Source organism: Flavobacterium sp. LC2016-13 (assembly GCF_009707955.1).
Classification (GTDB): domain Bacteria; phylum Bacteroidota; class Bacteroidia; order Flavobacteriales; family Flavobacteriaceae; genus Flavobacterium.
Genome location: NZ_WMDQ01000009.1, coordinates 1 through 26,456, shown reverse-complemented (window position 1 = coordinate 26,456; position 26,456 = coordinate 1). Strand labels below are relative to the sequence as shown.

General features: G+C 32.9%; 26 protein-coding genes. 16 read left to right on the top strand and 10 right to left on the bottom strand.

The annotated features are described in order from the left end of the window. Positions 1–24: 24 nt before the first annotated feature. Both prmC and GKZ86_RS17655 read right to left on the bottom strand, forming a co-directional pair. Complete coding sequence (prmC, locus tag GKZ86_RS17660; protein ID WP_154784387.1) at positions 25–891, bottom strand: peptide chain release factor N(5)-glutamine methyltransferase; 867 nt, start codon at positions 889–891, stop codon at positions 25–27. Between the two features lie 88 nt (positions 892–979). Beyond that, entirely contained in the window at positions 980–1,465 is a 486-nt protein-coding gene (locus GKZ86_RS17655) for a GNAT family N-acetyltransferase (protein ID WP_154784386.1), read from the bottom strand. Between the two features lie 132 nt (positions 1,466–1,597). Between GKZ86_RS17655 and ribD the strand changes: the two genes are divergently transcribed. The 3 genes from ribD to GKZ86_RS17640 all read left to right on the top strand — a co-directional run bounded on the left by ribD (position 1,598) and on the right by GKZ86_RS17640 (position 4,002). Beyond that, positions 1,598–2,647, top strand: a complete 1,050-nt coding sequence (gene ribD, locus GKZ86_RS17650; RefSeq protein ID WP_194632553.1) for a bifunctional diaminohydroxyphosphoribosylaminopyrimidine deaminase/5-amino-6-(5-phosphoribosylamino)uracil reductase RibD — start codon at positions 1,598–1,600, stop codon at positions 2,645–2,647. Continuing rightward, entirely contained in the window at positions 2,640–3,242 is a 603-nt protein-coding gene (locus tag GKZ86_RS17645) for an HAD family phosphatase (RefSeq protein WP_154784385.1), read from the top strand. Before ribD ends, GKZ86_RS17645 begins: the two co-directional genes overlap by 8 nt. A 127-nt stretch (positions 3,243–3,369) precedes the next feature. Further along, positions 3,370–4,002, top strand: a complete 633-nt coding sequence (locus GKZ86_RS17640) for a YigZ family protein (protein WP_154784384.1) — start codon at positions 3,370–3,372, stop codon at positions 4,000–4,002. Between the two features lie 31 nt (positions 4,003–4,033). On the opposite strand, the gene GKZ86_RS17635 is transcribed toward GKZ86_RS17640, so the two are convergent. Next, positions 4,034–4,438 carry a thioesterase family protein gene (locus GKZ86_RS17635; RefSeq protein ID WP_154784383.1) on the bottom strand — a complete coding sequence of 135 codons (405 nt, stop codon included), beginning with the start codon at positions 4,436–4,438 and terminating at the stop codon, positions 4,034–4,036. Positions 4,439–4,625: 187 nt separating this feature from the next. Here GKZ86_RS17635 and dnaA point away from each other — a divergent pair, with 187 nt between their 5' ends. The 10 genes from dnaA to scpA all read left to right on the top strand — a co-directional run bounded on the left by dnaA (position 4,626) and on the right by scpA (position 15,174). Next, on the top strand, positions 4,626–6,053 hold the full coding sequence (gene dnaA / locus GKZ86_RS17630) for a chromosomal replication initiator protein DnaA (RefSeq protein ID WP_072973220.1): 1,428 nt from the start codon (positions 4,626–4,628) through the stop codon (positions 6,051–6,053). Between the two features lie 9 nt (positions 6,054–6,062). Continuing rightward, positions 6,063–6,530 carry a low molecular weight protein-tyrosine-phosphatase gene (locus GKZ86_RS17625; RefSeq protein ID WP_154784382.1) on the top strand — a complete coding sequence of 156 codons (468 nt, stop codon included), beginning with the start codon at positions 6,063–6,065 and terminating at the stop codon, positions 6,528–6,530. Between the two features lie 68 nt (positions 6,531–6,598). Beyond that, positions 6,599–7,312 carry an SAM-dependent methyltransferase gene (locus GKZ86_RS17620; protein WP_154784381.1) on the top strand — a complete coding sequence of 238 codons (714 nt, stop codon included), beginning with the start codon at positions 6,599–6,601 and terminating at the stop codon, positions 7,310–7,312. A 21-nt stretch (positions 7,313–7,333) separates the two neighbouring features. Then, entirely contained in the window at positions 7,334–8,140 is an 807-nt protein-coding gene (locus GKZ86_RS17615; RefSeq protein ID WP_228526604.1) for an energy transducer TonB, read from the top strand. Between the two features lie 63 nt (positions 8,141–8,203). Beyond that, positions 8,204–9,331 carry a methionine aminotransferase gene (locus tag GKZ86_RS17610; RefSeq protein ID WP_154784380.1) on the top strand — a complete coding sequence of 376 codons (1,128 nt, stop codon included), beginning with the start codon at positions 8,204–8,206 and terminating at the stop codon, positions 9,329–9,331. Between the two features lie 74 nt (positions 9,332–9,405). Further along, positions 9,406–10,287: an SDR family oxidoreductase gene (locus GKZ86_RS17605; protein WP_194632554.1), complete on the top strand. Its 882-nt coding sequence runs from the start codon at positions 9,406–9,408 to the stop codon at positions 10,285–10,287. A 253-nt stretch (positions 10,288–10,540) separates the two neighbouring features. Further along, positions 10,541–11,149 (top strand): uridine kinase, encoded by a 609-nt coding sequence (gene udk, locus GKZ86_RS17600; RefSeq protein WP_154784379.1) that lies wholly within the window; start codon positions 10,541–10,543, stop codon positions 11,147–11,149. Between the two features lie 134 nt (positions 11,150–11,283). Then, on the top strand, positions 11,284–11,610 hold the full coding sequence (locus tag GKZ86_RS17595; protein ID WP_154784595.1) for a septum formation initiator family protein: 327 nt from the start codon (positions 11,284–11,286) through the stop codon (positions 11,608–11,610). Positions 11,611–11,626: 16 nt separating this feature from the next. Next, a complete protein-coding gene (locus tag GKZ86_RS17590) occupies positions 11,627–12,991 on the top strand; it encodes a methylmalonyl-CoA mutase subunit beta (protein ID WP_154784378.1) in 1,365 nt (454 codons plus the stop codon). A gap of 47 nt (positions 12,992–13,038) precedes the next feature. Then, positions 13,039–15,174, top strand: coding sequence for a methylmalonyl-CoA mutase (gene scpA, locus GKZ86_RS17585; protein ID WP_154784377.1), 2,136 nt, complete (start codon positions 13,039–13,041; stop codon positions 15,172–15,174). A 52-nt stretch (positions 15,175–15,226) separates the two neighbouring features. On the opposite strand, the gene GKZ86_RS17580 is transcribed toward scpA, so the two are convergent. The 5 genes from GKZ86_RS17580 to dapF form a co-directional block, all read right to left on the bottom strand. Further along, positions 15,227–15,874 (bottom strand): peptidoglycan-binding protein LysM, encoded by a 648-nt coding sequence (locus tag GKZ86_RS17580; RefSeq protein WP_154784376.1) that lies wholly within the window; start codon positions 15,872–15,874, stop codon positions 15,227–15,229. 99 nt (positions 15,875–15,973) lie between these two features. Beyond that, positions 15,974–16,852 (bottom strand): DUF2279 domain-containing protein, encoded by an 879-nt coding sequence (locus tag GKZ86_RS17575; protein WP_228526605.1) that lies wholly within the window; start codon positions 16,850–16,852, stop codon positions 15,974–15,976. 44 nt (positions 16,853–16,896) lie between these two features. Continuing rightward, the gene (gene mltG, locus GKZ86_RS17570) at positions 16,897–17,937 is read right to left on the bottom strand and encodes an endolytic transglycosylase MltG (RefSeq protein WP_154784374.1); all 1,041 of its coding nucleotides are present in this window, start codon (positions 17,935–17,937) and stop codon (positions 16,897–16,899) included. Between the two features lie 10 nt (positions 17,938–17,947). Beyond that, complete coding sequence (locus tag GKZ86_RS17565) at positions 17,948–18,481, bottom strand: GNAT family N-acetyltransferase (RefSeq protein WP_154784373.1); 534 nt, start codon at positions 18,479–18,481, stop codon at positions 17,948–17,950. Positions 18,482–18,530: 49 nt separating this feature from the next. Further along, positions 18,531–19,313, bottom strand: a complete 783-nt coding sequence (gene dapF, locus GKZ86_RS17560; protein WP_154784372.1) for a diaminopimelate epimerase — start codon at positions 19,311–19,313, stop codon at positions 18,531–18,533. A gap of 139 nt (positions 19,314–19,452) precedes the next feature. Here dapF and GKZ86_RS17555 point away from each other — a divergent pair, with 139 nt between their 5' ends. After that, positions 19,453–20,853 (top strand): trypsin-like peptidase domain-containing protein, encoded by a 1,401-nt coding sequence (locus GKZ86_RS17555; protein WP_154784371.1) that lies wholly within the window; start codon positions 19,453–19,455, stop codon positions 20,851–20,853. A 220-nt stretch (positions 20,854–21,073) separates the two neighbouring features. After that, positions 21,074–22,522, top strand: coding sequence for a glyceraldehyde-3-phosphate dehydrogenase (locus tag GKZ86_RS17550; protein ID WP_154784370.1), 1,449 nt, complete (start codon positions 21,074–21,076; stop codon positions 22,520–22,522). Between the two features lie 64 nt (positions 22,523–22,586). On the opposite strand, the gene GKZ86_RS17545 is transcribed toward GKZ86_RS17550, so the two are convergent. Then, the gene (locus GKZ86_RS17545; protein ID WP_154784369.1) at positions 22,587–23,045 is read right to left on the bottom strand and encodes an Lrp/AsnC family transcriptional regulator; all 459 of its coding nucleotides are present in this window, start codon (positions 23,043–23,045) and stop codon (positions 22,587–22,589) included. A 200-nt stretch (positions 23,046–23,245) separates the two neighbouring features. Here GKZ86_RS17545 and ald point away from each other — a divergent pair, with 200 nt between their 5' ends. Next, a complete protein-coding gene (gene ald / locus GKZ86_RS17540) occupies positions 23,246–24,364 on the top strand; it encodes an alanine dehydrogenase (RefSeq protein WP_154784368.1) in 1,119 nt (372 codons plus the stop codon). 136 nt (positions 24,365–24,500) lie between these two features. On the opposite strand, the gene pafA is transcribed toward ald, so the two are convergent. Continuing rightward, complete coding sequence (pafA, locus tag GKZ86_RS17535) at positions 24,501–26,120, bottom strand: alkaline phosphatase PafA (RefSeq protein ID WP_154784367.1); 1,620 nt, start codon at positions 26,118–26,120, stop codon at positions 24,501–24,503. Positions 26,121–26,456 lie beyond the last annotated feature (336 nt).

The following is a 26,456-nucleotide window of genomic DNA, read 5'->3' as shown; positions in this document are numbered from 1 at the left end:
ATTTTTTCAAGAAACTAATAAAACCTATAAAGTTTTAGAAACCTTGCAGGAAATCATGCGATCGTTATCGTAAATATCTTTGCGAAGATCGATATTTATAAAATCCATTTTCCCAAGTAAATCGATCATTTCTTTTCCTAAATACTGATTAATTTCAAAATATAATTGTCCATTTTCTAAAAGATTGTTATGAGCCAGGGAAGCAATTTTTCTATAAAAAACCAGCGCATCATTATCGTCTACAAAAAGTGCTAAATGTGGTTCGTAGTCGAGAACATTTTTCTTTATTTCTTCTTTTTCAAGATTTCGAACATAAGGCGGATTCGATACTATAACATCAAATTGGCATTTCAGTTCATCCGTAACTAAAATATCCTGAAATATAAAAGTAACATCAACATCATTGTTAATGGCATTTCTTTTGGCCGTTTCCAGGGCTTTTTTAGAAACATCAATAGCATAAACTTCTGCATTTGGAAGATTTTTTGCCAACGTAATTGCAATACAACCACTTCCGGTTCCTATATCAAGAATTTTTATCTTTTTAGATTTATCTACGTTTTTATTTTCATTGATAATCCATTCTACTAATTCTTCCGTTTCCGGTCTCGGAATCAAAACATTATCATTGACTTCAAAATACAAACCATAGAAGTTTGTTTTTCCTAATAAATATTGAATTGGCACTTCTTTTTTTAATTGTTCGAGGATTGAATCCCAATACACAAAATCAGCTTCCTCAAATGTTAATTCATGATTCAAAGCAAGATCAATTTGTCGCAATTTATGCTTGTCTTCTAAAATTAAATAGAAAAAACTCTCCGCTTCATACGCATCGTAAAAAGGAGACAATTCCTGTATAAATTGAGTGCGATATTGTTTGATTTTCATTTGGAATTTGAGTATTAATTTTTAGCTAAGATCAATTCTATTCAACTATAAATAAGTATTTCAAAACAAAATTTGTTACATTTTGTTTTTATAAATTTTTCAACATCCAGACAGGGCAAGAACTATGCCCGGTACAACCCATTGGAGCATCTAAATATTCGAAACCTGATTTTACATATAATTTTTGAGCTGCGTGCATAAATGGCATAGTTTCGATATAGCATTTTTCAAAACCAAAATTCCTTGCTTCATCAAGACATTTTTTCATCATTTCAGAACCAATTCCTAAACCGCGGGTTTCAGGTAAAAAATACATTTTTTGCAATTCGCAAATCGCCGGATCTCCATTTTCTAAAGGTGCAATTCCGGCAGAACCTACAATTTTACCTTCATTTTCAACCACAAAATAAACTGATTTGGGTTTGTTGTATTCTTCAAACATTAAATCTAAATACGGATCTGCATAAGCCGTGCCTACTTTCGGAATTTCCATTTCATCAAAAACCGATCGTATTAATTTCGCAACCGCCTGATTGTCTTCTTTTTTTATTCTTCTGATAATCCAATTTTCCATATTTCGCTAAATATTCTAAATATAATCACAAAAGTAAAAATACTTTTCCGATTGTGTGATAACTAATTGGATTGTTTCAGAACTATCCCAAAGCTGTCGGGACTAATCTCAAAAAATAACTACTTTTGTAATGTGAATAAACATGATACATATATAAGACGCTGCATTGAATTGGCCCAAAATGGTTTTGGAACTACATATCCGAATCCAATGGTGGGAAGTGTAATCGTTTATGAAGACAAAATTATCGGCGAAGGCTGGCACAAAAAAGCCGGAGAGCCACATGCAGAAGTAAATGCGATTCGATCTGTAAAGGACAAATCGTTATTAAAAAAAGCTACTATTTATGTGAGTTTAGAACCTTGCAGTCATTTTGGGAAAACGCCTCCGTGTTGCGATTTGATTATTGCAAACGAAATTCCGAATGTCGTTGTTGGAACTGTAGATCCTAACGAAAAAGTAGCCGGAAATGGCATCAAAAAATTAATCGCCGCCGGAGCAAATGTTACTGTTGGTGTTTTAGAAAATGAATGTAACGAACTCAATAAACGTTTTTTTACTTTTCATCAAAAAAAGAGACCTTATATTATATTAAAATGGGCCGAAAGTCAGGATGGTTTTTTGGCGCCGGAGAAAGATATAAATCAGGATAGAAAACCTGTTTGGATTACCAATACTTATTCGAGACAATTGGTTCATAAATGGCGAAGTGAAGAACAGGCAATTTTGGTTGGTACGCAAACTGTTATTGATGATAATCCAAAACTTAACGTTCGGGATTGGTCAGGAAATAATCCGGTTAGAGTTGTAATTGATCAAAATAACCGAATCTTAAAAGATAGTTTTGTTTTTGATGACAGTGTAAAAACGCTAGTATTTACAAAATCTGAAATTAGTTTTCCAGCAGAAAACACTACCTTTGAAGTAATTGATTTTAATCGAAACATAATACCACAGATCTTGGCAGTTTTGCATCAAAATCAAATTCAGTCTATTATTATAGAAGGCGGTTTACAGACTTTACAATCTTTTATAGACCAAAATATTTGGGATGAAGCCCGCATTTTTATCGGAAAACCTACTTTCGAAAATGGAACCAAAGCACCAGTTCTGCCAAAGAAAAATGCAACGAAAATCTTTATTCAAAATGACGAATTAATAAATGTTAGAAATCATGATTGATACTATAATTTTTGACTTTGGAGATATTTTTATCAATTTAGATAAACAAGCTACGATTTCAGGATTCCAGAAATTGGGACTGACAGAATGGACTTCAGAACTTGATCGTTTAAATCTTTTGTTTGAAACAGGAGATATTTCGCATGATGATTTTCTGGCAGGTTTTCAAAAAGAAATTCCAAACGCTTCTATAGAAGAAATTCTTGAAGCCTGGAATGCTATTTTGGCTGACTTTCCTTTATATAGATTAGAGTTCCTGCAAATGCTTTCAAAAAAGTACCGATTATTTTTATTGAGTAATACAGATTCTATTCATATTGAAACCTTCGAAAACAAAAGCGGAGTTTCGTTTTACAGCGATTTTTATCAATGTTTTGAGAAAGTTTATTTTTCGTTCGAAATTGGAATGCGAAAACCAAATGCCGAAGTTTTTCAGTATTTAATCAAAAAACATGAGTTGTCTCCAAAACGCACTTTGTTTATTGATGACAAAAAAGAAAACACGGATTCTGCTGCCTCTTTAGGTTTTCATGTTTGGAATTTACAAGTTGGCCAGGAAGATGTTGTCGATTTATTTGAGAAAAAAATACTATAGCTTATTTTTTTTTCTTTCTCGCAGATTATGCAGATATTTTTAAATTCTCTATAAAAACAAATCTGCTTTATCTGCAAAATCTGCGAGAGAAAAAGTTTACCCACAAATTTAATCTAGAATTTTACTTTTGGAATACAACGATACTTATCAAACCATTGCACTTGAATCTGAAGAAATACTTTTTAAGGAAAAAGGAAGTAAATTCTTTGGCTACGCTTTTCCTATAGAAAATGAAGATGCGGTAAAACCTATCATCGAAAATTTAAAAAAGCAACATCCGCATGCTGTACATTATTGCTATGCTTATCAATTAGGCACTGCACCAAAAATATCTTATCGCGCGAATGACGATGGTGAACCAAGCAATACGGCAGGCGCACCAATTTATGGTCAGATACAATCTTTTGGATTAACTAACGTTCTTGTAGTGGTCGTTCGTATTTTTGGCGGAGTTAAATTGGGGGTAGGCGGATTAATCGCTGCTTATAAAACGACTGCACAAATGACATTGGAAGTTTGTGAGATTATCGAAAAAACCATTGACGTTCATTTTTTAATCTCTTTTGATTATAAAAACATGAATAAAGTGATGCGGGTAATTAAAGAGAAAAAACTCGATATTGTTTCTCAGGAAATGGAAATTGATGAAGAATCGGGATTGCCAATTGGAAAAATAGTTACTAAAACACGAAAAAAAAATGCCGAAATGATATTCGACATTTTTGATTTAATGTTTGAAATTGATATTAAAATTATATAATTTAACATCAAAAATTGGTTCGTTTTAACAATTATACAAGCGTTTTAAATAATTCTAAAATATAATCCGGAGGGGCAGTTGGGCGACCCGTTTTTAACGAAATAAATACTAAAATAAACACCGCAGTTGTTAATAACTCATTCGCTTCGTTAAAGATCGCGCAATCAAATTCGATCTTGACTGAGGATTGACTTTTGAAAGTAGTATGAATCGTTAAAAGCTCATCATAACGCGCAGATTTTTTATAATTAATTTGCATGGAAACAATTGGTAGTCCAATTCCGCTTTCTTCCATACTTTTATAGGAAACCCCTTTATTTCTAAGCCATTCCACGCGTCCTATCTCAAAATAAGGGATGTAATTTCCGTGATAAACAACTCCCATTTGGTCAGTTTCCGAGTAACGAACACGCACTTGCGTTTGATGATTTTTCATTATTTATTGATTAAAAAAAATTAACTCTTAAAAGTTTCCTTACAACATTTTTTTATAAAATTAGAAGGCAAAATATTTTTTTTTACAGAAATTTGTTCACATATTTGTTATCCCGAAATACGGAATAAAATTGCTCCCTTTTTATTAGGAGAATCTTTATCAATAATAAAAAAATTTATTTGAATCTATGACTAAAACTGCTCAATCGGTATGGGAAAACTGTTTGTCCTTTATAAAAGACAATATTCAAGATCAAGCCTACAAAACTTGGTTTGAACCAATCAAATCAGTTGAGCTAACCGACAACGCGTTATATATTCAAGTTCCAAGTAAATTTTTCTACGAATGGCTAGAAGAACATTACGTTAAATTATTGAAAGTTGCGCTTACCAAAGAACTGGGAAAAAACGCAAAGTTACTCTATAAAATTAAAATGGAGAACACTTATGGTAATAAACAACCGTTTACCGAACAGTTGCCAAGTGCCAATAGAGTACCAATGAAACCGCAAGAGGTTGACGCTCCGTTTAAAAACTTAAATCCAGAACTTAAAAATCCGTTTGTAATTCCCGGAATTAGAAATTTAAAAATTGAGTCGCAATTAAATGCGAACTACAGTTTTGATAATTTTCTTGAAGGAGATTCTAACCGTTTAGCCCGTTCTGCAGGTATGGCTGTTGCCAATAAACCTGGAGGAACTTCATTTAACCCATTATTAATTTTTGGTGGAGTTGGTTTAGGAAAAACACACTTAGCACATGCAATTGGTGTTGAAGTAAAGGATAAATATCCTGAAAAAACGGTTTTATATATTTCTGCCGAGATTTTCACACAACAATATATCGATTCGGTAAAAAAGAATAATCGTAATGATTTCATTCACTTTTATCAATTAATCGACGTTTTGATTATTGATGATGTTCAGTTTTTATCCGGAAAATCAGGAACTCAGGACGTATTCTTCCATATTTTTAATTATTTGCACCAAAACGGAAAACAAGTAATTTTAACTTCGGACAAAGCGCCTGTTGATATGCAGGATATCGAGCAACGTTTGTTGTCTCGTTTTAAATGGGGATTATCTGCTGAATTACATCAGCCTGATTACGAAACCCGTATCTCTATCTTAAAAAACATTCTTTATCGTGATGGTGTTGAAATGCCGGAAGATATTATTGAATATGTGGCACGTAACATTAAAACAAATGTCCGCGAGCTTGAAGGTGCTATTATTTCATTAATTGCACAATCTTCTTTTAACAAAAAAGAAGTTACAATCGAGTTAGCGAAAAGTGTTGTAGAGAAATTTGTTAAAAACGTTAAGAGAGAAATCTCTATCGATTATATTCAAAAAATTGTGTCTGATTATTTTCAGTTGGATATTGAAACCCTTCAATCTAAAACCAGAAAAAGACACGTGGTTCAGGCGAGACAATTGGCCATGTTTTTTGCAAAGAAATTTACTAAAGCTTCTTTAGCAAATATTGGTTCACAAATTGGAGATCGCGATCATGCTACCGTATTACACGCTTGTAAAACAGTTGACAATTTAGTTTCTACAGACAAACAATTCAAGAAATTTGTCGAAGACATTAACAAAAAACTAACGCTATAAACGCGAGTCATGCCAATAAAAATTTTAATGGTTTGTTTGGGAAATATTTGCAGATCCCCTTTAGCTGAAGGAATTCTGGCATCAAAATTACCAAAAGACCATTTTATAGTTGATTCAGCCGGAACCGGATCCTGGCATGTAGGCCACTCTCCCGACAAACGTTCTATTGCCGTTGCCCAAAAAAATGGTTTATCTATTGACGGTCAAAAAGGAAGACAATTTCAAACTTCAGATTTTGACGAATTTGATTATATCTATGTTATGGATAACTCAAATTACCGCGATGTAATTCATCTTGCCAAAACACCTGAACACAAAAACAAGGTAAATCTTATTTTAAACGAATTATTTCCGAATGAAAATGTAGATGTGCCTGATCCTTATTTTGGTGTCTCTAACGGATTCGACAATGTATATCAGCTGTTGAATGAAGTAACAGACATTATCGCAAAAAAACTTATCGAAAAACATTCATAATCAACTCTTTTTCATTTATTACCAATAAGTGAAATTTTTTTGTTTTTACAATCTATAAAATAAATCAAATGAAACTTTTAGGAAAACTATATTTAATTCCAACTACAATGGGCGAAAGCGATCCGATGGATGTTTTGCCACAAACAGTAAAAAGAAGCATTGATTTTATAGATCATTATATTGTTGAAAATGAAAAAACGGCAAGAAAATCAATTAAAGCGGTTTCTCCGGAGAAAAAACAATCAGAACTAATTCTTTTTACGCTTAATAAAAGAACAGAACCAAGCGAGCATTTAGACTTCATTAAACCATTATTAGAAGGAAAAAATGTTGGTTTAATGAGTGAAGCCGGTTGTCCCGGAGTTGCTGATCCTGGTGCGGTAATTGTAAAACTGGCACACGAAAAAGGAATTCAGGTTGTGCCTCTTGTTGGTCCTTCTTCTATTTTATTGGCTATGATGGCTTCCGGAATGAACGGACAAAGTTTCACTTTCAATGGATATTTGCCAATTGATAAAGACGAGAAAAAATCGGCTTTAAAACATTTTGAAAAATTATCTAAGGATAAAAATCAATCTCAAATTTTTATAGAAACGCCTTATAGAAATAATAAATTAGTCGAAGATATTTTGCAGATTGTAAATCCTTCGACGCATTTATGTATTGCGACTGATATTACGTTGCCAACAGAATTCATAAAAACAATGCGCATTTCAGACTGGAAAAAATTAAAAGTGGATTTACATAATCGACCAACGATTTTTATTATTCATAAAATGTAAACTAACTTTAAGACCATCGTAATGAAAAAGTTTCTAATTCTGATTTTGATTTGTTTTGCTCAAAATATGTTTTCACAACATAAAGAACCAACAATCAAATCAGATCCTGATGCAGTAATTAATAAAACTGAAGAAATTCCTTCCGTAGATATCAACCCTGAATTTCCAGGAGGACCAGAAGCTTTGCACAATGATTTTCTTAAGAAAAATTACAAGATGCCTAACGTCTCCAACTTAAAAGGTAAAATTTACATGACTTTCATGGTTGAAACAAATGGAACATTAAGTGATATAAAAGTCTTGAGAGATATTGGATATGGCACTGGAGAAGAAGCAATAAGAGTTCTAAAACTATCTCCAAAATGGAGTCCTGCAAAGAAAAATGGCAAACCTGTAAGATGGCGATATTCATTTCCTATAACGGTAACGGGAATTGAACCACCAAACGCAGCCAAATTATACAACCTGACTCAAAATAGTTCAGTTACACCTGTTATTGAAGAAAAAAACCAAGTCTACAACACTGCAGGCTTAGAAGTAAAACCCGAATTCCCAGGTGGTAAAGAAGCATTTGATAAATTCATCAAAGAAAATTATAAAAATCCCAAAAACACGGAAATAAAAGGAAGAGTATACCTAACTTTTATAATAGAAAAAGACGGTTCGTTAAGTGATATTAAAGTTTTAAGAGACATTGGTTTTGAAACTGGTTCCGAAGCTATTCGTGTTTTAAAATTGTCTCCAAAATGGATTCCCGGAAAACAGAACAATAATGTAGTTAGAACTCTTTTTTCTGTACCAATTTCTGTAAATGATTTCGTAAAGTAATCGTTCAAAAAAATAAAATTTCCCCTATATTGTACTCACAAGTTTCCCTAATAAAACTTTACAATGAGTAAACTCCCAAACATAACCACAAGCATTTTTACGGTAATGTCTAAAATGGCAGCCGAATATAATGCCATAAATCTTTCGCAAGGATTTCCGAATTTTCCTGTTGATGAAAGATTGACAGATATTCTGGCTAAATTGACCAAAGAAAATGTACATCAATATACACCAATGGCAGGTTATCCGCCACTGATGAATCAGATTACAAAATTGGTTCAGAGTTCGTACAACAGAACTATTAATCCTGATTTAGAACTTTTGGTTACTGCCGGCGCAACACAGGGAATTTTTACTTCTATTTTAGCTTTGGTAAAAACAGATGATGAAGTTGTTATTCTCGATCCGAGTTATGATTCTTATGAATCTCCGGTTTTATTGTGTAATGCAAAACCGGTGAGAGTCGCATTAAATGATGATTATACGCCAAATTGGGAAACGATAGAAAAAGCCTGTTCTTCAAAAACGAAGATGATTATTATTAATAATCCGCACAATCCGACAGGAAAAATAATGACTCAAGCTGATTTTCTTCAACTCGAAAAATTACTTTCTAAATATCCGCATATTGTTGTTTTATCTGATGAAGTTTATGAATATATCACTTTTGAAGAAAAACATATTTCTGCTCACACCAAAGATTTTCTTTTGAATCGTTGTATAATGGTTTCTTCTTTTGGAAAATCATTTCATATTACGGGCTGGAAAATTGGTTATACCGTTGCACCGGAATATCTCATGAAAGAAATCAAAAAAGTACATCAGTTTTTGGTTTTCAGCGTTAATAGTATTTCTCAAGTTGCCATTAGTGAATATTTGGATGTTGTTGATGTTAATTTACTTGGGAAATTTTATCAGGAGAAGCGTGATTATTTTCAAAAACTACTCAAAAACAGCCAATTTGAATTAAAACCTTGTGAGGGAACTTATTTTCAAGTGGCTTCTTATGCGAATATTTCAAATGATGATGATGTGACTTTTTGCAAAAAATTAATCACAGATCATGGCGTTGCCGCAATTCCTATTTCTACTTTTTACTCGGATCATAAAGATCAAAAATTGATACGTTTTTGTTTTGCCAAAGACGATTTTACATTAGAGTCGGCAGCAAAAAAAATATGTGATATATAAAGTTTATCAAAATTTTATAACAATATTATGCGTGCATCCTATTATTTTAATTAATATTGTAAAAAAAGAAAAGTATGAGCTATACAGATAAAATGTTACGTGACGACGCTTTAAAAGGAAAAGTCATTGTAGTTACAGGCGGTGGAAGTGGTTTAGGAAAAGCGATGACTAAATATTTCTTAGAATTAGGCGCACAGGTTGCAATTACTTCTAGAGATTTAGAAAAGCTTAAAAATACGGCCACAGAACTTGAAACTGAAACTGGTGGAAAATGTTTACCACTTCAATGTGACGTTCGTCATTATGAAGAAGTAGAAAATATGCTTCAGGAAGTTTTAAAAACTTTTGGAAAGGTGGATGTTCTTTTGAACAACGCTGCCGGGAATTTTATTTCGCCAACAGAGCGTTTATCTGCAAATGCATTTGATACTGTTATAGATATTGTACTTAAAGGTTCTAAAAACTGTACGCTTGCTTTTGGAAAACACTGGATTGACAGCAAACAAACATCAGCTACGATTTTAAATATTGTTACTACTTATGCATGGACAGGTTCTGCTTATGTTGTGCCAAGCGCAACTGCAAAAGCCGGAGTTTTAGCTATGACAAGAAGTTTAGCTGTAGAATGGGCAAAATACGGTATTCGTTCTAACGCCATTGCTCCAGGGCCTTTCCCTACTAAAGGCGCGTGGGACAGATTATTGCCTGGAGATCTTGCAGAGAAATTTGATATGGCAAAAAAAGTACCATTAAAACGTGTAGGTGATCATCAGGAATTAGCGAATTTAGCGGCTTATTTGGTTTCTGATTTTTCTGCTTATGTAAACGGAGATGTAATCACAATTGATGGTGGCGAATGGTTAAAAGGTGCCGGACAATTCAATTTATTAGAAGCAATTCCTGAAGAACTTTGGGATCAGCTTGAAATGATGATAAAAGCAAAAAAGAATAAATAATTACAGTGCTTACTAAATTCAGAATATTTTATTAAATTATACTGATTGCACAAAATCCCGAAGGTTCTGCTTTCGGGATTTTTTTTATCTTTTTCGTCATATACATAATATAAATTCAGTGAAATAATAAATTGTTTAAATATCTGTTTGCTTAAATTTACTTATATCACTTATATGGTTTAAATACGTTAATATTCTCAGACAATTCACTTAAATTATTATTTTTGCCAAACAAATATCTAACAACAAATTTATGCTCATTATTGGAATTGCAGGAGGAACAGGAAGTGGAAAAACAACGGTAGTACACCAAATCATGAACGAATTACCAGACACTGAAGTGGGCGTAATTTCTCAGGATTCATACTACAAGGAAAACCATAATTTGTCATTTGATGAAAGAGCCTTAATCAATTTTGATCATCCGCGTGCTATTGATTTTGATTTATTGGTAAAACATCTAAAAGCGTTAAAAGAAGGCGAAACTATTGATCAGCCCGTTTATTCATTCATAAAACATAACAGAACTGATGACACCGTTTCAACTCATCCCAGAAAAGTTATGATTGTCGAAGGAATTTTAATTTTAACAAATCCTGAATTACGTGATCTTTTTGACGTTAAAGTATATGTTCATGCAGATTCTGACGAAAGATTAATTCGTCGTTTAAAACGTGACATTTCAGAACGTGGCCGAGATATCGACGAGGTTATAACACGTTATCAAAATACTTTAAAACCTATGCACGAGCAATTTATCGAACCTTCAAAAGCTTTTGCCGATATTATAATACCAAACGACAAATACAATACCGTTGCAATTGATGTAGTTCGTGCTGTAATAAATCAACGAATTTCATAATTTTATTGTAAATTTATTCCATAAAAATTAGGAGCTATTCCCGCTCTCGCCTTTATCTTTTTATGGCTGTCCCGAAGCCTCGGGAGCCATAAAAAGGATATCGGCTCCATCGGGGCTAAAAAATGAAAACTAAAATGAAAAATCCGTATAAAGACAAATCTTGGTTTAAATTTCTGGGCAATAAATATGTCTGGGTATTGCTATTTTTTGTTGTCTGGATGTTATTTTTAGACAATTACTCTTATTTTGACCATCGTTTTTTAGACAATCAAATCAATGAACTTGAGGATAATAAAAAATATTATCAGGAGGAAATAAAAAAAGATCAGGAACAGATTAAACAATTAAAAAATCCTGAACAAATCGAAAAATATGCCCGCGAAAAGTACTTTATGAAAAAAGACAGCGAAGACATATACATCATCCAATTTGAAGGAGACACTATTCAAGATAAAGAATAATCAGAAAAAACACTAAATGGCTACTACCCTATTCGACGATTTTAATCCGATTTCATCCAAACAATGGAAACAAAAAATTCAGTTTGAATTAGATGGAGCTGATTATAACGAAACCGTAATTTGGAATTCTCCGGAAGATATTCAGGTAAAACCTTTTTATCATAAAGATGAATTTTCAAAAGCTGCTTCGGTAAATACTCAGGCAACAAATTTTAAAATTTGTCAAAACATATTTGTTTATGACGTCGAGAAATCTATTCAAAGAGCAATTAATACTCTAGAAAGAGGTGCTGAAAGTTTACGATTTACGATCGAAAACGAAAAAATTGATATTCAGAAATTATTAGAAAATCTTCCTTTAGAAAACAGAATCGTTTACTTTAATTTGAAATTTATCTCAATCGATTTCGTAAAACAATTAGACACTATTTCAATACAGAAAAAAGCTGTTTTTTATTGCAATATTGATCCAATTGGTCAAATGGCACGAGACGGAAATTGGTTCACAACATCGGATAAGAATAATTTTGAAACCATTGATTTGATTTCAAAAGCAACTACAAACCTTTCTTTAGTTAGTATCGATGCCGGATTGTATCAAAATGCCGGAGCAAATATCACACAGCAAATTGCTTACAGTTTAGCGCATGCCAACGAATATTTGAATCGTTTACCAAACATTTCTAAAACCATTGTTTTTCAGGTTTCTGTTGGAACCAATTATTTCTTTGAAATTGCTAAACTTCGTGCTTTACGAATGCTTTTTCAATTAATTGCTGCAGAATATAATCCTGATTTAGAATGTCATTTATTGGTTATGCCAACCAAACGCAACAAAACCATTTATGATTATAATGTTAACATGCTTCGTACAACGACTGAATGCATGTCGGCTATTTTGGGAGGCGCAGATGCTGTTGCCAATTTGCCTTATGATTCTTTATATCATAAAGACAATGAATTTGGCGATAGAATTGCCAGAAATCAATTGTTGATTTTAAAACACGAAAGCTATTTTGATAAAGTTAATAATCCCGCAGACGGTAATTATTATATTGAAAGCCTAACGATGCAATTGGCTGAAAAAAGTTTGACTTTATTTAAAGATATTGAAGCAAACGGTGGTTTTTTGAAACTTTTAAACGACGGAACAATTAAAAAGAAAATTCAGGAAAGCGCTACTAAGGAACAGGAATTATTTGATTCAAAAAAAGAAGTTTTGCTAGGAACCAATAAATATCCTAATAAAGATGACAAAATGAAACATGATTTAGAATTGTTTCCGTTTGTAAAAATTAAACCAAGAAAAACATTAATTACACCAATTATAGAGAAAAGATTAGCGGAAAAATTAGAGCAAGAGCGACTTGAACTTGAATAATCATTTTTTCTAAGTAATCAATACAACCTACTCAAAAGAGTATTTCCATGATAAGAAAAGACCTTACACATATTAATCTTGAAAATCTCAAGTCAAAAGTTAAAAGTCAAAAGTCAGAAACTTTGACTGAAAACTTTTTAACGGCTGAAGGAATTGAGCTAAAAGAAAGTTATTCTGAAAAAGATCTTGAAGATCTTGATTTTCTTGATTTTGGAGCAGGTTTTGCACCAAACTTACGAGGACCTTACGCAACGATGTATGTGAGACGTCCGTGGACAATTCGTCAATATGCCGGATTTTCGACTGCAGAAGAGAGTAATGCTTTTTATAGAAGAAACTTAGCTGCAGGACAAAAAGGGCTTTCTATTGCTTTTGATTTGCCAACACATCGCGGTTACGATTCTGATCATGAGCGTGTTGTTGGTGATGTTGGAAAAGCGGGTGTTGCCATCGATTCTGTTGAAGACATGAAAGTCTTGTTTGATCAGATTCCATTGGATGAAATGTCTGTTTCAATGACTATGAATGGTGCTGTTTTACCTATTATGGCTTTTTATATTGTGGCTGCAGAAGAACAAGGTGTTGCTATTGAAAAGCTTTCGGGAACGATTCAAAATGATATTCTGAAAGAATTTATGGTGCGTAATACTTATATTTATCCACCAACGCCTTCGATGAAAATCATTGCTGATATTTTTGAATTTACGAGCAGGAAAATGCCGAAATTCAATTCTATTTCTATTTCAGGATATCATATGCAGGAAGCTGGTGCAACTGCGCATATTGAATTAGCGTATACGCTTGCTGATGGTTTAGAATATATCAGAACCGGATTATCTACCGGAATGACTATTGATGAATTTGCTCCTCGCCTATCTTTTTTCTGGGCCATTGGAATGAATCATTTTATGGAAATTGCCAAAATGAGAGCCGGCAGAATGATATGGGCGAAATTAGTACGACAATTTAATCCGAAAAGTGATAAATCTTTAGTATTAAGAACGCACTGTCAAACAAGTGGCTGGAGTTTAACAGAACAAGATCCGTTTAATAATGTTGCCCGAACTTGTATTGAAGCTGCTGCTGCGGCTTTTGGAGGCACACAATCTTTGCACACAAATGCTCTTGATGAAGCGATAGCTTTGCCAACTGACTTTTCGGCAAGAATTGCCCGTAATACGCAGATTTTTCTACAGGAAGAAACTAAAATCACAAAAACTGTTGATCCTTGGGCTGGTAGTTATTACGTTGAAAGTTTGACAAATGAAATATTAGAAAGTACCTGGAAACTTATTGAAGAAGTTGAAGAATTGGGCGGAATGACAAAAGCCATTGAAGCCGGAATTCCGAAACTAAGAATTGAGGAAGCTGCTGCGAGAAAACAAGCGAGAATAGATAGCGGTCAGGATATTATTGTTGGTGTAAATCAATTTAGATTAGAAAAAGAAGATCCTTTGCATATTTTAGATGTCGATAATCAAATGGTGCGTAAACAACAAATTGAACGCCTTGAAGAAATAAAAGCAAGCAGAGATACTCAAAAAGTAAATGAATCACTCGAAAAATTAATTCTTTGTGCAAAAACGGGAGAAGGAAACTTATTAGAAATTGCTGTTGAAGCTGCAAGAAACCGTGCAACTTTAGGTGAAATCAGCGATGCTCTTGAAAGTATCTTTGGAAGATTTAAAGCGCAAATTAAATCCTTTAGCGGTGTGTATAGTGCAGCAATAAAAAACGACGAGAATTTTGAAAAGGCAAAACAATTAGCAAATGCTTTTGCAAAACAAGAAGGTAGACGTCCTAGAATTATGATTGCCAAAATGGGACAAGACGGTCATGACCGCGGCGCAAAAGTAGTCGCAACCGGTTATGCAGATGTAGGTTTTGATGTTGATATTGGTCCGCTTTTTCAAACGCCTGCAGAAGCTGCCAAACAAGCTGTAGAAAATGATGTTCATATTTTAGGTGTTTCTTCATTGGCTGCCGGACATAAAACATTAGTTCCGCAAGTAATTGAAGAACTTAAAAAGCACGGAAGAGAAGACATTATGGTTATTGTTGGCGGTGTAATTCCAGCGCAAGACTATCAGTTTTTATTTGATGCGGGAGCGATTGCCGTTTTTGGACCGGGAACTAAGATTAGCGAAGCGGCGATTAAAATATTAGAAATATTGATTGACTAAAAGACATAAAAAAATCCCGAATAGTTCGGGATTTTTTATTTTATTCTGATGTTTAATCGTTTATCGTAGCATTACTATCTGCTTCGATAAACGAAAGATCATAACCTCCAAAGGCTCTCATGTAACTTTTTAATGAAGTTCCATAGGCATCTCTAAAATGTCTGTTTCCTTTGTTTTTGAAAAAGTTTTTTACTGATCCGGCGCCGCCAAGATGTGCAGCAGCTAAAATTCCAGATTCGGTAATTTCGACACCATTAATAACTTTTCCCTCATACCTTTCAATTTCACTGCGTAAAATCCATTTGTTTTTAGACAGTAACGCAATAAATGCTTTTTCTTGTAAAGCAGGATCTTTTAAAAAGGCTTTGTCGTTGTGAATACCTATCGCTCTTAAAGCTTTAGAACCAAATTGGTATTTTCCCATATAACCCAGTGAATTAACCAAACGGTATTTTCCTTGAGATTCTTTAAAAGCAACGGCTTCTTTAAAACCGATAAGATGCTTTCCTGTAAATGGGATGTGTAAATTGGTTAAAATAGGATAATCATCCTCTTCTTGCGATGGAAATAAGTATTCAGATCCATCTGTTTTTTCTGTGAGAAACCACGGTTTGGTTCCTAGATTAAAGGGTTTAAAACCCAAACTTAAAAATGTAATAATAACGATCAAACTCGCATAAAAATACCACTTCTTTATCATAAATTGTTTTTCTTCAAATCACTGTCACCTCTTTGAAATTTCTACGGCGCAAAGATAATAAATATAAAACAATGCTGATTTTCAGCAATTTACACTTTTTTAAAAATATAGTAGATGTCCTTTAAGCCCTTTATTGGCGGAGTATTCGAGAGTTGGGGCAGGAATTTTTATGGTGTTAAAAACAGAAAAAACAGTCTTTAAAAAATGTGATTTTGTTTCAATTTTCGTCAAATTCACGTCAAAACTAAGATAAAACTGACGAAATCTTTCTGGGTTTTGAGCCGAAACAAGATTATCATTTTGTAAATTTCCTGTTAACATTCCGTCAGCTCCATATCCAAAAGCAACATTTAACCACTTCGGAATTTTAGTTTCTTTTGCAAAAGAATAAAGATTAGCTGATAACCAATATGTCTGTCCGTTATAATCTTTTAGAATTTGTTCATTGAGTGAAGTTCCAAGCTTATCAGGTCTCTGATTTGCATATTGAGTAGTGTGAAAAGAAAATTTAGGTGTTATTCGCTGTTCTTTCCAAAGTAATTCCTGAGAAACATACAAAGCAGTTCCGGTTGCATTTGCAATAATATCGCCTGAAGAAGCTCCCCATTCTGATGAATATCCATCTAAAACTTCGACAGCGGTTAAAAAAGCAAAACCTAAACCAGCGCCATATATCAATTGTTTTTTAGAATCGGCACCGCTCCAACTCATCATTTCTGCACCAAATCTTCCTAAATGGTACGCAGAATACATGTGCCCGATTTTATCCATCTGAAGCCATTCAGCATTATCATTTATAAAATGAAATTTGGATTTTGGATAATCGGCATACCAAATCTGATTCAAACCAACTAAAGTAACCGAAGCTAAAGCAACTTCGGTTATTATAACTGTGTTTTGTCTCTTTAAATTTAAAGTATCAGAAGGCGTTAAAAAGGACTCGATTTTACTTTGTGCATCAATACATTGAAAACTCAAAAAACATAAAATCGATAAATAAAGGGAAAATTTAAAACTCAAAACTATCTTGTTACTCCTTGACTAGCAATCCAGTCTGAATATTTTTTTGCATTAATTTGATGTTGTTCGTAAGTTGAAGCGAATTCATGATATCCGAAACGGTCTATACTTGCACAAAAATAAATATAGTCGTTTTTTTCAGGATTTAAAACCGCTTCAAGGGCTGTAATGTCAGGCATTGCAATTGGTCCAGGAGGAAGTCCAACATTCACGTAAGTGTTATATGGAGATTTCATTATCAAATCATTATAAAAAACTCTTTTGATAACCTGGTCAAAATCATTTGCTTTTAATTTTAATGCATAAATTACTGTTGGATCAGCCTGCAAAGGCATTGCTAAACGTAATCTATTTAAATAAACACCTGCAATACGAGGTCTTTCGTCTTTTTTAACGGATTCTTTATGAACTATAGAAGCCAGAATTACAGCCTGAACTGGTGTTAAACCTTGATCTTTAGCTTTTTTAATTCTTTCTTCTGTCCAGAAATTATGGTATTCCTTAATCATTTTATCACGGAATTTCTCTGCAGAAGTATTCCAGTAAATTTCATAAGTGTTAGGAATAAACATGGCAAAAACATTCTCTTCATTAAAACCATTTTCTTTTAAAAAAGCAGAATCTTTAATGGCTTTCATTAATGACAAACTATCAGCTTCGATTTCTGAACCAACTCTTCCTGCAAAGTTCTCTAAGCGTTCCTGATTATTAAAAGCTAATTTTACGGGAACATTAGAACGCATTGCGCGAACCAAATCGATATTGTTCATGTCTTTTTTAAGTAAAAAACGACCCGATTTTACATTCTCAGGGTAGCTTCTTTTATTGGCTACCATTTCAAAATTATCGAAATTTTTAATATAAGGTTCTAATATCTTCTTTACATCTGTATAATTAGCTCCGGTTGGAACGTATACGTAAACTTCTTTTTCGTCGAATTTAGTATTAGCACTAAAAATTCTGCTAATTAAAATAAAACCATAAATCATTAAAACTGAGATTACGGCAACGGCAGTTAATGTGATAATTTTTTTTATACTCAAAGCTAAAAATTTAAATTTGTTTGTTAATCAACTGAAAAATTGCTTCGTCTTGATAGTGGCCATTTAGCAAAATCCAATCTTTTTTAATTCCTATTTTCTCAAAGCCAAATTTAGTAAAAAGAGCTATACTAGCTACATTTCCTACATTAATATTTGCATACAATTGATGCAGGTTTAAATTGTGAAAAGAATATTTTATTAATAGTTCTAATGCCTCTGAACCAATATTTTGGCTTCTATTTTCTTTATCTTGAATTACAATTCCAATTCCAGCCCTGTTATTTTTCGGATCAAATTCAAATAAATCGATTAATCCGATAGCAGGAAAATCTTCATCCTGACAAATTGCCAAGCGCAATTGTTTTGCCTCGTAAATATCCTGTTGTGCATTTTCTAAATACTGACGAACCAGAAAACGGCTATATGGAGTTTGTGTATTACTAACTTCCCAAATGCTTTGATCATTTTCCATCGCATACACAAACTCTAAATCATTCGGTTCGAGTGCACGCAAATAAATAGAATCACCTTTGAGTGTTATCATTTTCAATTTTAGATTTTGTCTTCGACTTCGCTCAGACTGACATTATTAATTAGATTTCTATTGTTCCTTTGAAGACAAATTTTGCTGGTCCGGTTAAGAAAACGTTGGTAAAATGATCTCCGATTTTATCAAAAGAAACTACTAATTTTCCTCCTTCAACATTCAAATTAATTGAAGTTTTATCAGTTTGTCCTGTTGCATTCATTGCAATCGCAACTGCAGTAGCTCCGGTTCCGCAAGCAAGAGTTTCGTCTTCAACGCCTCTTTCGTAAGTGCGAAGTGAAAAAGTACTGTCATCAACTTTTTTTACAAAATTGACGTTACTTCCTTTTTCTCCGTATAATTCACCGTAACGAATTGCTGCGCCGTTTTCTTTTACATTATAATGTTCCAAATCATCAACAATTTGAACATGATGTGGAGAACCTGTATTTAAAAAAGTATAAGAATCTTTTTTTTGTACTTCATCAACATCAATCATTTGCAATGAAATAATAGCGTCATCACCTACTGATGCATGATGTAAACCATCTGTAGCAATAAAAGTGGCACTATTTTCGACAACACCTAATTGATTCGCGAATGCTACAAGACAACGGCCGCCATTTCCGCACATCGAACTTTGGTTTCCGTCAGAATTGTAATAAACCATTTTAAAATCGGTTTCAGTATCATTTTCTAACAAAATTAATCCGTCTGCACCAATGCCAAAACGTCTGTCACATAAGCGTTCTATAAGCTTTATGTTGTTTTTAGGAAAAAAATCAGAACGATTATCAATCATTACAAAATCGTTCCCTGTACCTTGATATTTATAAAATTCTATTTGCATTTTTATTCTATTAATAAGTACAAAAGTACGAACTATTAATTAATGAAATGTTAATCATTGTTAAAGAGCGTTAAAGCATTTTTCCAGATAATTTTTTCCAGTAATTTTACGTTAAATAACTTAAACATAAATCCTAATTATGAAAAGATTTTCAACCTTATTTTTAGTGTCATTATTAAGTGGTGCCACTACCCTTGGTGCTTACAAGTTATTATTTGACAGCAACAATTCTTTTTTTGGAAGAGGAAATTCAGTTGTGACTCTTGCCCCCAATTCATTTGGAAAAACGGTTGGTTTACCTGCCGAAGCTGTAGATTTTACTGAAGCTGCAGATAAAACAATTCACACTGTTGTACACGTGAAAAATGTTTCGCGACGAACTGTTAGTAATCCGATGATGGAATTTTTCTACGGTTATGGTGGTCAACAGCAACAGGAACAAGTTGGAACTGGTTCTGGTGTTATTATTTCTGAAGACGGATATATCGTAACGAACAATCACGTAATAAAAGATGCTTCGGAAATTGAAATTACACTGAACAATAAAAAATCTTACACGGCAAAACTTATTGGTACGGATTCTAAAATGGATATCGCGTTATTGAAAATTAATGCTGACGAGAAACTTCCTTACACTGCTTTTGCGAATTCAGATTCTGTAAAAATTGGAGAATGGGTTTTAGCTGTTGGAAATCCTTATAACTTAACATCAACTGTAACAGCTGGTATTGTTTCGGCGAAAGCCAGAAATTTAGACACAAACGGAATTCAATCCTTTATTCAGACTGATGCGGCCGTAAACCCTGGAAATAGTGGCGGTGCATTGGTTAACACACGCGGAGAATTAATTGGTATTAATACGATGATTTCATCAATGACAGGTTCTTATGTTGGATATTCATTTGCTGTTCCGTCTAACATAGCCCGAAAAATTATTGAAGACATTATGGAATTTGGTAATGTTCAGAGAGGAATTCTTGGCGTTGAAGGTGGCGAATTGAATAGTAACGCTTCAAAAGAATTAGGAATTTCACAAACCCAAGGTTTTTATATTAGTAAAGTTTCTAAAAATTCAGGAGCCGAAAAAGCAGGACTTGCAAAAGGAGATATTATCATAAAACTTGATGACCAAAATATTGCAACTTATGCTGATCTTTCCGGATACATTAATACTAAACGACCAAATGATGTTGTGAAAGTGACTTATATGCAAGATGGAAAAACAAAAGTTGTTCCGGTTACTTTAAGTAAAAATGAATTTTATAGTACTGAATTTAAAGGAATAGAACTGGAAAATATTGATGCCACTGACAAAAAGAAATTCCGTATTGATTATGGCGTTAAAATTAAAAACATAACCAACGAAAATTTGATGCAATATCAAAATGAACTTCAAGGCAGTATTATTTTAAGCATCGATAATGTTAAAGCAACGAATGTAGAAACAGTTTCGAAATTATTAAATAAAAAAGACGAAGGGCAAAGTGTTCGTATCGAAATGATAAATAAGAATGGTGAAATTTTTAGAATTATTATTTAGTCACCATTTACAGTCACAGTTTTCAGTCACAGTTTTCAGTCACAAAAACTGAAGACTGAGACTGCCACTGAAAATATAAAAAAAGCCATCTTAAAAAATAAGATGGCTTTTTTATTTCTAAAAATAAATGCTAAAATAGTTTACGAAATCGATTGAAATAGATACTTTTGCGCAAAATTTTAAAATATTGTGCTTTTTATTTTTTTCAATTTAATCAATTATGAGTAAAAAATCTTTGTACCAAAAAGAGGTATCATTACAAGTCGACCGAAGAAGAGCTGGTGTCGAATTAATAAAAGTCATAAGCGATTTATGGTATGATAAATCCATAGAAATGGTTTTATTCAAGAATCAATTATTAGACAAAAATGTTAGTGACATTATCAATTTACACCAATATGCTGGTGAATTTGTTGGTAAACCAATCACTATTTTTGATTCTGTTGAAATTGCAAAAGTTATCCTCACTCTAGATCTTCCGCCTGCAAAACTAGATCTTGGAAAACTGACTTATGAATATTGTCTGGAAGAAGAAAAATATCCTGACGCAAGATATTTTGTACTTGACAAATTGAAAAAAGCTAAATCATCAGAAGAAATTCAACCAAAAGATGTTGTTTTATACGGTTTCGGAAGAATTGGCAGATTATTAGCCCGAGAATTGATGTCTAAAACAGGAAAAGGAAATCAATTGCGTTTGAGAGCGATTGTGACCCGTGACAAAAATGATGCATCGATTTTAGAGAAAAGAGCTTCTTTATTAAGATATGATTCTATCCACGGAGATTTTCAGGGTTCCGTAATTGCTGATCCAAAAAATAATGCTTTAATAATCAACGGAACTACAGTTCACATCATCAGCGCAAATACCCCTGAAGAGATTGATTATACAGAACATGGAATTAATGATGCATTAGTTATAGATAATACCGGAGCTTTTACAACTGAAGAAGCTTTAAAAAGACATTTAACGTCAAAGGGAGTCAGCAAAGTTTTATTGACTGCACCAGGAAAAGGTGTTCCAAACATTGTTCATGGAGTGAATCATAATGAATATAATCCTGACGAAATAAATATTTTTTCTGCAGCATCTTGCACCACAAATGCGATAACGCCAATTTTAAAAGTTATTGAGGATACATTGGGAGTTACAAAAGGACATTTAGAAACGATTCATGCTTATACCAATGATCAGAATCTAGTAGATAATATGCATAAAAAATATCGTCGTGGAAGAGCTGCTGCATTAAACATGGTTATTACTGAAACTGGCGCAGGAAGTGCTGTTGCAAAAGCAATACCTTCTCTTGAAGGAAAATTAACTTCGAATGCGATCAGAGTTCCTGTTCCAAACGGTTCTTTAGTTGTTTTGAATTTAGAGGTTAAAAAAGCTACTTCGATTTTGGCAATTAATAAAATAATGAAAAAGTATGCTCTTGAAGGTGAATTGGTAGAGCAAATTAAATATTCATTGAATAATGAATTGGTTTCATCTGACATTGTTGGAACATCTGCACCTTCAATTTATGACAGTAATGCAACAATAGTCTCAAAAGATGGAAAAAGCATTGTTCTTTATATCTGGTATGATAACGAATTTGGTTATAGTCATCAGGTTATTCGTTTAGCGAAATACATTGCCAAAGTAAGACGATTTACGTATTATTAATATATACCAAAACCATAATTCTTAAAACCATCAAGTAGTTTTCTTGGTGGTTTTCTGTTTTACTTTAGATAGGTAAAACGGTTGTACTTTTTACTTCTGAAATTACAAAAACAGTATTTATTAGAGAAACTTCGGGTAAAACTGATAATTTTTTTTGATGAAAATGATGATAGCTTTCCATATCGGGAATGATAATTTTAAGCATGTAATCAAAATTTCCTGATACATAATTGCATTCTACAACTTCGGGTAAATTCAAAATCGATTGATTAAATCCTTCAGAAGTGTCATACGTTTGTTTCGTGAGCGTAACCTGACAATAAACGGTTAGATTATTACCCAACTTTTTCTTATTTAAAATTGAAACATATTTCTCGATAACCCCCTCTTTTTCAAGACGTTTAACTCTGTCATGAACAGGTGTTAATGATAAATTTATTTTATTTGCAATGTCTTTTAAAGTATAATGAGCATCCACCTGTAAAAGACGTAGGATTTTTTTGTCAATTTCATCTAAAGCCATAACGAAAACGATATAATTAATACTTGCAATTCAGTCATTTTTTCTTTTTGAGGAAATAAAAACACTTACAAAAAGAAAAAATTTCTGTAAAAATACTAAATAAAATAATATTTTCTTATTTATATATCATTAATCCATAATATATTCTCTATCTCTAAATTTGTAAAAACAATTAAGTAAAAAACAAAAAAATATATCAAATGATAATAGGTGTTCCAAAAGAAATAAAAAATAACGAAAATCGTGTAGCTTTAACTCCAGCTGGTGTTTCAGAAATGAAAAATAACGGACATACAGTATATGTTCAAGCAACTGCTGGTTTAGGAAGCGGATTTAGTGACGAAGAATATACAAATGCCGGTGCAATAGTTTTAGCAACTATTGAAGAAGTATATGCTATCGCTGAAATGATTATTAAAGTAAAAGAGCCAATTGCTTCTGAATATCCATTGATCAAAAAAGATCAATTGTTATTTACATACTTTCACTTTGCTTCATCTGAGCCTTTAACACATGCAATGCTTGAAAAAGGTGCAGTATGTTTAGCTTATGAAACTGTTGAAAAAACAGATCGTAGTTTACCTTTATTAGTTCCAATGTCTGAAGTTGCTGGTCGTATGGCTATTCAACAAGGGGCTAAATATCTTGAGAAACCATTAAAAGGAAGAGGAATTCTTTTAGGCGGTGTTCCAGGTGTGCCACCAGCAAAAGTATTAGTTTTAGGTGGAGGTATCGTAGGAACTCAAGCTGCAAAAATGGCTGCTGGTTTAGGAGCTCAGGTTACTATTATGGATTTAAGTTTGCCACGTTTACGTCATTTAGATGATATTATGCCTGCAAATGTTAACACAGAAATGTCTAATCATTATAATATCACAAGAGCAATTAAAGATGCAGACTTAATTGTTGGAGCAGTTTTAATTCCAGGAGCAAAAGCGCCTCACTTAATTACTCGTGATATGCTTAAATTAATGCGTCCGGGAACTGTTGTAGTTGACGTTGCAGTTGATCAAGGTGGTTGTATTGAAACTTGTACTCCAACAACTCACGAAAACCCAACTTTTATTATCGATGATATCGTTCACTACTGTGTAGCTAATATGCCAGGAGCTGTTCCTTATACATCTACTTTAGCTTTAACAAATGCTACATTACCTTATGCAGTACAATTGGCAAACAAAGGATGGGAAAAAGCTTGTAATGAAAATGAAGAATTGAGAAAAGGATTAAACATTGCTAACGGAAAAATCCTTTACAAAGGAGTTGCTGAAGCTTGGAATCTTCCTTTTAACGAAGAATTAGTGTTAGCAAACGCATAGTGCTAACATTAAAATAAGTGCTTACTAAATCACTAATTTTAAAGGCTTTTCTTAATTGAAAGGCCTTTTTTATGGGTATAAAAAAACCTGTCATAATACTATGACAGGTTTTTTACTTTATAAGAAATAGATAAAACTATTTTTTTTCATCTAAAACTTCTTGCAGTACTTTTGCTTCAGTTCCATTTGGGAATGTAACTTTTATTTTTTGAGCTATTGTTGGAGCAATTTCTGTTATAGCTTTTTTATCATAAGATTCTCCTTTTTTAATATGCCATCCGTAAAAGATAGCTGGCACATGAGTATCATAGCTATATGGTGTTCCGTGAGATGTACCGGTAGTTGCATATTCTATATCTCCCGGCTTGTCTACTATAACCATATCACCATCCTGAGTCACATCATATCCTTTTGCTACAAAGTTTAGATAATAATCATTTCCTGAATTAGCTAAAATTTCTTCTTCTGTGTACACTCTTTTCACCTGTGGTTGCGCAATCAAGAATTCCTTAAATGCTTCTTTTACTTTTACAAGTTCTAAACCTTTGTCTTTTATAATTTGTTTATTAAAGAAAATATTGAAATTTGAATAATTTAAGATCAAATCGACTCCAAATGTTTTAGTTGAGAAATCTTGCAAACTTTGTTTAACATCTTTTGAAGGATAATTATCAACATTGTACTTATGATCTTTCAGGTAAATTACATTTTCAGCACCAGCATGATCTGCAGTTAAAAAAAGTAAGTAATTATCTTTACCAACTGTTTTATCAAGATAAGCCAAAAAGTCAGCAATTGTTTGATCTAATCTTAAATATGTATCCTGAAGTTCCATAGAACGTGGTCCAAGTAAATGTCCGACATAATCTGTAGACGAGAAACTTACCGTTAAAAAGTCCGTTATATTATCTTTACCTAATTCTTCTTTTTCAATAGCTTTTTTTGCAAATTCAGCTAATAAATCATTTCCATAAGGTGTAGCTCTTATAATTCCCGCATCATTCTTCTCATACATTGTTTTTAGATCATACGGAAAAACAGGAGCTGTGCTTCCATATAATTTTCCTTCATATGGATTATTGTCTGGTAAACTTTCATTGTATGTCCCGGCCGGTTTATATAAATCCCAACCTTTGTTTATATATGTCATGTAATGTTTCTCTGAGTTGAACTGAGAAACCCATTCCGGTAATTTATCACCATAAAATGTACTAGAAATAAAAGAACCGGTTTTGCTATACCAAAAGGCCCAGTTAGCAAAATGGCCCGCAGGTAAAATCGCACCACGATCTTTAAGGCTCATACCAATAACTTTTCCTTGAAAATTAGTAGCCATTCTCACTTCATCCGTAATAGTAGTACTTTGAAGATTTTTTGGTGACATTGCTCCTTCTTCAACAGTTCCATCACCGACAGTTTTTACTGAAGCATCATCTGTGCAATATACATCTTTACCAAGTGTTCTACTAAACCACTCATTTCCCACAATTCCATGAGTAGCAGGCGTAGTACCTGTATAAATTGATGCGTGACCTGGAGCTGTATATGTAGGCATATAGTTATAATGCATATTTTGAAAAGTATATCCATTATCCATTAATCTCTTGAATCCATTTGGAGAAAAATCATCTGAAAACCGATATAAATATTCCATTTTCATCTGATCAACCACAATACCTACAACCAACTTAGGGCGCTGTTGAGCACTTAAATTTGAGATAACAAATAATGTCAACAATACAATACTTTTTTTCATACTTAAATTATATTTAATACAAAAATACAGATTCACATCCAAAAAGGCTAACACCCTATAGTTTAAAACTTAAAATTGACTTTAATTTAACAGAAGTAAAAAGCAATTATTGTTTAGTAGTGATCCCAACTCAAGCGATTGCAAAAAGAAGGATTAAAAGATCTGATTGAGGGTTTAAAAGAATGCAAAAACCACCAAGCGGTTTAATTTGAGGGAAAATAAAAAACTTTTATAAAACAAAAAACACCCTATTCATAAGAATAGGGTGTTTTCAAAAGAAAGGCGACGACATACTCTCCCACATAACTGCAGTACCATCTGCGCAGGCGGGCTTAA